6 protein-coding genes are annotated in these 4,494 nt (G+C 40.4%); all 6 read right to left on the bottom strand.

The features are described 5' to 3' along the window. Positions 1-167: 167 nt before the first annotated feature. Genes J6O61_RS05080 through J6O61_RS05060 form a run of 6 tightly spaced genes read right to left on the bottom strand, consistent with a single transcriptional unit; the run spans position 168 to position 4,405 of the window. Positions 168-1,199: an ISL3 family transposase gene (locus tag J6O61_RS05080; RefSeq protein ID WP_442861696.1), complete on the bottom strand. Its 1,032-nt coding sequence runs from the start codon at positions 1,197-1,199 to the stop codon at positions 168-170. A 24-nt stretch (positions 1,200-1,223) separates the two neighbouring features. Next, positions 1,224-1,403: an ISAon1 family transposase N-terminal region protein gene (locus tag J6O61_RS19715; RefSeq protein ID WP_442861695.1), complete on the bottom strand. Its 180-nt coding sequence runs from the start codon at positions 1,401-1,403 to the stop codon at positions 1,224-1,226. Between the two features lie 20 nt (positions 1,404-1,423). Then, entirely contained in the window at positions 1,424-1,597 is a 174-nt protein-coding gene (locus J6O61_RS05075; protein ID WP_292210387.1) for a hypothetical protein, read from the bottom strand. Between the two features lie 57 nt (positions 1,598-1,654). After that, positions 1,655-2,188 carry a formyltransferase family protein gene (locus tag J6O61_RS05070; RefSeq protein WP_292210386.1) on the bottom strand — a complete coding sequence of 178 codons (534 nt, stop codon included), beginning with the start codon at positions 2,186-2,188 and terminating at the stop codon, positions 1,655-1,657. Between the two features lie 12 nt (positions 2,189-2,200). Continuing rightward, a complete protein-coding gene (locus J6O61_RS05065) occupies positions 2,201-3,292 on the bottom strand; it encodes a M42 family metallopeptidase (protein ID WP_292210383.1) in 1,092 nt (363 codons plus the stop codon). 9 nt (positions 3,293-3,301) lie between these two features. Next, a complete protein-coding gene (locus J6O61_RS05060) occupies positions 3,302-4,405 on the bottom strand; it encodes a hypothetical protein (protein ID WP_292210381.1) in 1,104 nt (367 codons plus the stop codon). Between the last annotated feature and the right edge of the window lie 89 nt (positions 4,406-4,494).

Raw genomic sequence — 4,494 nt, 5'->3', positions numbered from 1 at the left:
GCGTTATGCCATGATTCTGGGCAAACAAGATGTGAGTTTGCTCTATGCCGACCCCGCTCTGAATATCACCGACCAAGTAATAAAGGGGCTAAACAAACGCTATACAAAAAAATAAGGTCCACAATTTGCGGCAGTAAAAAAGTGGGTCACCTGCATAACCGCGTGGATTAACCGAAAATATTGACCAGTCTGAAGATGAAAAATTTTTTGTCAATGACACCTGTTAGCTGAGCCCTGAAGTCCTTAATCTTAGCATTCAGCGATTCTGCAGAAGCGTTGGTTGACCTGTTCACAAAATAGTTGAGTATCTCGTCCTCCCTGTCATACATGGCTGCGGCTATGTCATTGAAGGCTTTGTTATCAAACTCGCCTACTTTGGCGTACCACTTCTTGATGCTCTTACGCCCTGCTTCCTTGTCGCACTTCTGGGCAAAGATCATCCTCAAAGAGTGTGTCAGGCTGTACGCCATCTCTATATCAGGATACAGCTCAAAGAGTATCTCTGCACGTTCCCTTTGGCTTGGAGTCCACTTCTCTGGTGATACCATCAGCAGGTACTTACTGCGCATGAGCAGCTCAGCCTTCGTCTCGTTGTTCTTCAACCTCTCAGGATGGTATGCGGCATTGCTACGGGTGGGATTGCCTTCTGCGTCTACAAGCGGCTTTCCGCTCTTGATCAGGTCTTTGATCATAGCCCTGAAGTCATCCTTGGCATTAGCGACCTCTGTCATGACCTCGCGCCGGTGGCCTATGCGTATTTCCTGTAATGCCTCCAGACAGAACTGCTGGTGATGGAAACGGTCAAGGGTAATCAACGCTTTGGGGAAGCAGACACTGACAATCTGGTGCATGCTGTCGGAGAAATCAAGCGTCACTTCCTCAACCAACAGGCGGACGGCTTCCGGTATCTTCTTCAGGACGCTTGTAACCTCCTTTGCCTTGGTTCCCTTCACAATGGCCACGAGGCATCCCTTTCGCCCATGAGCCTCCTTGTTGGACAGGATGGTATATACCTCACCTGTGGACAGACACGTCTCATTTATGCTCAGATGAGTGCCCATATTCTTCGGGATTATTACCCAGTCCTCTGCGTGGCCTGCGTCTTCCCAGGTCTTGAAACCACTGATGGTCTCCTTGTATGAACGCTCGAAATTATCGCCATTGATCTGATAGTCTTTCTCAAACGAACGGGCCGTTATAGGGAGCGTTTCCGAACGCTTCTTTTAAAAATCCGCCAGTTCCTTTGAACAGCGGGTGGATTCCTGTATGAAGTCAAACTCAGACATGACATTGTGATTGTCGGAGTCAAGCCAGCGACGGCGGCGCACATGCAACAGCACCTCCTGACCGCGTATAGGAAAGTCATGGAAGGTTTTGGCTGGAGTAAAACCGTTAGGGTGCAAATCTTCTCGATTGTCTGGCGTCAGATTTTCTCGTCAAGATACAGATGGATAATGGTCACAGGACTCTCCTCTGATTGTGTGTCCTGTGTGGCTGTCTTTTCCTTGGGCTTCACCTCAACATTGGTCAGTTCAAACCATTCCAACATATGTGTTGGCAACAAACATTTGGCAAGTATTTCGTATTGTGGATTCATTGTGACATCTCGTGTCTTATAAGTAAGAACGAAAAACATCACGCTTTTAGTGTACGCTCACACATGGTTATGCAGGTGACCCGAATCATTCAGTGCAAACAAAATGTCATTAAGCATTTCAATTGCCTTTCCCTCTACGATACTTTGATGCCATTTAATATCCTTTTCTAAATCAACATCTATTTTCCTCTGAGCAATAATAGTTCCAGAATCTATCCCTTCATCAATAACATGGATTGTTACACCGCTCTCTTTCTCCTTGTTCTCATATATACATTTCCAAGGGTTGGCACCAGGATATTTTGGAAGCATTGAGGGATGGATATTCAAAGCGGTGATTTTTGCCATGCTGAATATTTCTGGAGGTAAAATGCAAGGACAACGATATGTAAGAAGGACGTCTGGCGTTATAATAGTTAGCTCAGTTCTAATAGCATTCAAGATATTCTCCTTTATTGCTTTAGCATTTGCTTCTTGCGTTTCCTGAGGAATCAAGGAAGAACAGTCTACCACATATAGTTTTACATCTTCCCTATTGCGAAGATATTCAAGGACACCATTGGGGGCTGTAGTGATGAGAAGTATCTGCATGATAATTCAATATTAATCTATACCAGGTATAAACTTTTTTTGTTGGCGGGTTCCAAGCTCCTCAACAAGTTCAATGATCAATCTAATAGCACTTTCCACATCTTTTTTATGGCACATTTCTATAGGGGAGTGCATGTATCGACATGGGATATTGACATTGAGCGTAGCAATTCCTCCATTTTGAATCTGTAATGGAGATGCATCTGTTCCTCCATATGTAAAACGTCCTAAAGAGATCTGATATGGTATTTGGTGTTTGTTAGCAACTTCTTTAGCAATTCTTCTTAGGACGGGATTGTTATCTGCTTTTGCGTGTAGTCCAACACCTTTGCCTAAATGCAGCGGTCCCATCTGATTCTCATGGGACGCAGGAGTGTCTGTGGCATAGTCAACATCTATGATGATGCAAGCATCTAAAGGAAGATTCGCAATAGCAGTATTAGCACCACGAAGGCCAAGTTCTTCTTGTACCGTTCCTATAAAATATAGATTAACAGGCACACTATGCTCAGCAAACCACATCACACATTCATTTAGAACAAAAAGTCCAATTCTATCATCAATACCTGTCCCACAAAGACAGTTATTCTCCATTTCTTCTAAACGAGGTTCTAAAACTGCTAAATTACCAACTTCAACCAACTGACAGGCATCATCACAATTTCTTGCACCTATATCTAACCACAAATCATCAAGAACTAAGCCTTTCGGCTGACCGTATTGTGAAGTTGGGTCAAATCCGATTACTCCACTAATCACCCCATTATTTGTAAGCACTTTCATTGATTGCCCAAGTAAAGTATGTGGTTGCAAACCTATAGAGCGAAATTGCAGCATCCCGTTTGGCAATATATTTGTTATCTGGATAGCAACAGTGTCCATATGAGCCACCACCCCTATTTGTAAAGCCTCTGTTGTGCCTTCCATTGTTGACAGGGCACAGAGGTTACCCATTACATCTATCCTAGTATTCCCAAATAAATTGTTCCACTGTTCACGAAGATAATTTGCCATTATCTGTTCGTCCATTGAAGGAGCAATGATTTCTGTTAAATGCTTCAACCGTTTCGCAGCTGCACTGTTGAGAATCCACTTATGAATCATATTATAATATTATAAATTAGTTCCATAGTCAGCCAATTTTCTCCTTTTACGAGTCCATATGGTCTCGCTTGAATGCATTTCTTTACATAGTATCAAATATTGATTGTTTGGTTCATCCCATAACTGATCAATATATCTCAAAACATCCACAATGGTTGAATATACTTCTTCTTTGCTCAAATCATAAAATGGTACAACATAAGCTTTACTAACCATTATACCCATTTCAACATTAGCAATAATGTTTTTCTCTTTGTCTTTTTTACGAAACTCTTCATTATCCTTTTCTTCTGGTAATATCCAATAATTATCATAGATTGTAGTAATCATTTTAGCTTGCTTTTCAGCACTATCGCCTGTATATACAGCAATTTTACCCGCGTATCTCTCGTCTGTACTATTGTTTATTTTTAAAGTCACGTAAAGCCGATTAGGGGTATTGTCACCTTGTTCAGACAATTTTTTAAGTTCATTATATTTATCATCCTTTATATGAATATTGATATATAAACAATTATCGGCAATATGAGTATCAAAGTCAAAAGGAGATAACATACATTCAATATATTCCAAAATACTATGATTTTTATTCACGCAAAGTCCTCTAAAATTGCGTATTGCTTTTTTTAAGTAGTTATCCATTTCTTTAGCATCTTCCTCATATAATGATAAATGAAACATTTTTGCTATATCCATTATTTCATTCCAAATAGAACCATCGACAGGATTATCTACCCTAATTTTTTGGACTATTCTTTTTAAATCTTTGCTTAGTTGAAACATCCTTTCTGAGGTAGCATGTATTCCTATAGTTGCTACACCAAATTGAAGCATTCTTTCATCTTCTATCGTAACTTCATTTTTAACAACCACTTTGCACAGACTATCCAAAAACGACTCATAGGCTTTTACCCGGTTATCAAAGACTTTCTTTTTCTTGTCTACATCACTTTCTTTCTTAGATTGCCAATTTAGCAAAATGCACGTTATTGCTGTCACAATTGCAGCTCCCAACAATGCACTTAAAGACTCTATCCCCCATTTCCATTCATTTTGTACTGAACCGATTAAATTAGATCTAAACAGACCGAAACAAACCTTAAACTGAATCATGTAAAACACTGTCTTACAATTAACTCCGTTTAACTAACCTTATTCTTCGCCTATTGTGCGTTTGCCCCGATTAGAGTAATTTTGTACCG

Source organism: Butyrivibrio sp., from assembly GCF_017635265.1.
In the GTDB taxonomy this organism is placed as follows: domain Bacteria; phylum Bacillota; class Clostridia; order Lachnospirales; family Lachnospiraceae; genus Butyrivibrio.
Note: the sequence above shows the minus strand (reverse complement) of the source record. Positions and strands in the feature narration are given on the sequence as shown.

What these genes read in the sequence shown, in the direction of transcription:
- J6O61_RS05075 (WP_292210387.1), bottom strand. Translation starts at nt 1,597, where the DNA reads ATGAATCCACAATACGAAATACTTGCCAAATGTTTGTTGCCAACACAT.
- J6O61_RS05070 (WP_292210386.1), bottom strand. Translation starts at nt 2,188, where the DNA reads ATGCAGATACTTCTCATCACTACAGCCCCCAATGGTGTCCTTGAATAT.
- J6O61_RS05065 (WP_292210383.1), bottom strand. Translation starts at nt 3,292, where the DNA reads ATGATTCATAAGTGGATTCTCAACAGTGCAGCTGCGAAACGGTTGAAG.
- J6O61_RS05060 (WP_292210381.1), bottom strand. Translation starts at nt 4,405, where the DNA reads ATGATTCAGTTTAAGGTTTGTTTCGGTCTGTTTAGATCTAATTTAATC.